Raw genomic sequence first — 3,088 nt, forward strand, 5'->3', positions numbered from 1 at the left:
GCTCATGATGTCCCTCTGGGATGCGCTCCGGATGAATATGATGATCTCATATCAGGAACTTGTTCGCACCTTCCTTAATCAATACCGCGTCACAGCCTGCCGATCCTTCATTACAGGTCTTCATTCCTGCCGGTGGCAATCTTCTTTCGCCCGGCGATGGATGGTTTGAACCCGTGGTGGAAATCGGTGATGAAGTACAAGCAGGTGATCTGGCTGGATGGCTTCACCGCCTCTCAGAACCAGAAGCCATACCGCAGGCTATACATTTTAAGGTCAAGGGACGGGTCTATTCTCAGCGCACTTTTGGTGCTACGTCTCAGGGCAACAGTCTTGCGGTTTTGGTACAAAACCTGTCGAATAAGGAACGCTCATGAATCAGGATATCACCCTGTCGGACTATCAGGCTTCTCTGGATCGAGTACGACCGTGGGTGCGCAAAACGCCGCTTGTTGAAACGGCACCCTGGCAGCCCGTGCCGGGAATTGAGCTCAGACTGAAAGCTGAATGTTGTCAGGTAACCGGCTCGTTTAAAGCCCGAGGTGCATTTAACCGTGTCCTCAATCTCCCACTCTCAGTTCGTCAGCAGGGGTTAGCCACTGCGTCAGGGGGAAATTTCGGTGCGGCAGTCGCTTACGTAGGGCAGCAACTCAGCATACCCGCAGATGTCTTTGTGATGAATACCAGCACGGATCTGACGCGAAAGCGTATTGAAAGTTACGGAGCAAAACTGACTGTTGAAGGCGACTTCTGGGATCAAAGCTGGGATGCTGCCGGCGTTCGAGTAAAGGAAACGGGGGGCGCATTACTTCACCCCTATGCTGACAGAGATGTCGTCATTGGTCAGGGAACCATCGTGCTGGAAATTCTGGAGCAATGGCCAGAGGTTGACACACTGGTCGTTTCAATCGGCGGTGGCGGACTTATCGCTGGGGTGGCACAGGCAGCCAAGCTGCTTAAACCTGACATTCGTATCATTGGTGTTGAAGCAGCGGGATGCCCGATGATGTGGACCAGCCGTCAGCAGCAAAAAATCGTAAAACTGGAGAATGTAAAAACGATTGTTCCCATCCTTGCGGCACGTTCAACAGAAGCGATTAATTTTGCATTGACGGAGCAGTATGTAGACGAGATTGTCCTCGTCCCTGAAGACCAGGTAGAAGCGTCAGCACGGGAAGTATGGGCGTCGACAGGGCTGGCAATTGAATTGGGCGCGGCTACGGCTGTTGCGGCCGTAACAAGAAGATGCTTCGTCACAAACCCCGATGAGAAAATCGCTGTTGTTTTGTGTGGGAGTGGGACTAACGGTATGTGATCCGGGTCGTTAACGGATAAGACAGTTTTCTCATCTGTAGCGTAACAGGCGGTGTTGTAGGCAGGATGCCATACCGCCTTGGCGATGCGCATATGCAGTAACGGCCTCTCCATTTCAATACGTTGTAGCTTTTTATTTAACTCACGTACTCCACTCACCAAAAGCAACGTGATTGCGAATGCAACGCAGCCTAGTTGTGAATGCAATGTCACTTATTGTTAAAAAAGATCATTCTTTTTGTGTGGTTGATCACGGTTCTTTATGAGGTATCCCTTACACTGCCAGCAGATGTTCAGCCTGCGCTTTTGCTATTTTCGCCATGGCATCATTCTATTTTGCTGTGATGAAGCTGTTTCCATGACCAGGATTCAGGAGCCTAAATGGACATTCTTATAGCCATTATGACGAAATAGGGGAAAACGATGTCAACATATTATTTTTTGCCCACACGGAATGTCTTTGGTGAGGGAAGTGTGCAAGAAGCCGGTGTTCTTGCGAAAACATTAAATGTCAAAAAAATACTGATTGTGACGGATGCATTTCTCGCCAAAAGTGGTATGGCAGATAAAGTGGCGGCGATTTATCAGCAGGTAGGCATTGGGGTACATATATTTGGCGGCGCAGAACCTAACCCAACCGATAGAAATGTGGAAGAGGGGATTAAATCCTATCGTGAGAATGAGTGTAATGCCATTGTGTCTCTCGGCGGTGGTTCTTCTCATGACTGTGCGAAAGGGATTGGTTTGATCGCTGCCAACGGAGGGAGTATCCGTGATTTTGAAGGTATTGATAAATCAATCAACAACATGATCCCACTGATGGCCATTAATACCACCGCAGGCACCGCGTCTGAAATTACGCGCTTCTGTATTATTACCGATACCGAACGCAAGGTGAAAATGGCGATTGTTGATTGGCGCGTGACGCCACAAATCTCCATTAATGACCCCGAGTTGATGGTGGGTATGCCGCCGTCGCTTACTGCGGCGACAGGTATGGATGCATTAACCCATGCGATAGAAGCCTATGTTTCCACCATGGCGAATCCGTTGACAGATGCGGCGGCATTAAAAGCCATTAAAATGATCACGCAATATTTGCCGAAAGCAGTTGCTAACGGTGAATATATGAAGGCCAGAGATAATATGGCCTATGCGCAATATCTGGCCGGTATTGCCTTCAATAATGCGTCGTTAGGTTATGTGCACGCGATGGCGCACCAATTAGGCGGCTTTTATAATTTACCGCATGGCGTATGTAATGCCATTCTGCTGCCGTATGTAGAATCATTTAATTTAATTGGCAACTTAAATCGGTTCAGGGATATCGCTGAAGCAATGGGGGAAAATGTCGCGGGTCTATCGACAGATGAAGCGGCGCTCAAAGCGATTAGCGCTATCCAGCGTTTGGGTAAACAAGTCGGGATCCCGAAAGATCTCAAGAGCCTGGGCGTTAAACCGGAAGACTTTGCTGTGATGGCTGAAAATGCGAAGAAAGATGTGTGCCAACTGACGAATCCACGAAAAGCGACGAAAGAGCAGGTTATCGAACTCTATCGTCAGGCGTATGAAGGTGAGGCGATTGTGTAATCTGCCGCCATAACGTCGATTAGTGTGAGATGATGGTTGCAACAGGGGCATTTTGCCCCTGAGGTTGCTGACAAGGTGCAGCGCGCGGCGATAATGGATGGCTCGTAAAGAGGCACTGTTGCAAAGTTAGCGATGAGGCAGCCTTTTGTCTTATTCAAAGGCCTTACATTTCAAAAACTCTGCTTAC

3 protein-coding genes are annotated in these 3,088 nt (G+C 48.9%); all 3 read left to right on the forward strand.

The window, feature by feature from the left end:
* Positions 1 to 59 precede the first annotated feature (59 nt).
* Positions 60 to 374, forward strand: a complete 315-nt coding sequence (locus tag QMN93_RS25700; RefSeq protein ID WP_044351355.1) for a succinylglutamate desuccinylase/aspartoacylase family protein — start codon at positions 60 to 62, stop codon at positions 372 to 374.
* Complete coding sequence (locus QMN93_RS25705; RefSeq protein WP_044351353.1) at positions 371 to 1,312, forward strand: threonine/serine dehydratase; 942 nt, start codon at positions 371 to 373, stop codon at positions 1,310 to 1,312. Before QMN93_RS25700 ends, QMN93_RS25705 begins: the two co-directional genes overlap by 4 nt.
* A 422-nt stretch (positions 1,313 to 1,734) precedes the next feature.
* Positions 1,735 to 2,901: an iron-containing alcohol dehydrogenase gene (locus QMN93_RS25710; RefSeq protein WP_024223630.1), complete on the forward strand. Its 1,167-nt coding sequence runs from the start codon at positions 1,735 to 1,737 to the stop codon at positions 2,899 to 2,901.
* Positions 2,902 to 3,088 lie beyond the last annotated feature (187 nt).

Source organism: Enterobacter sp. R-1.6.2 (genome assembly GCF_035064085.1).
Taxonomy (GTDB): domain Bacteria; phylum Pseudomonadota; class Gammaproteobacteria; order Enterobacterales; family Enterobacteriaceae; genus Enterobacter; species Enterobacter asburiae_B.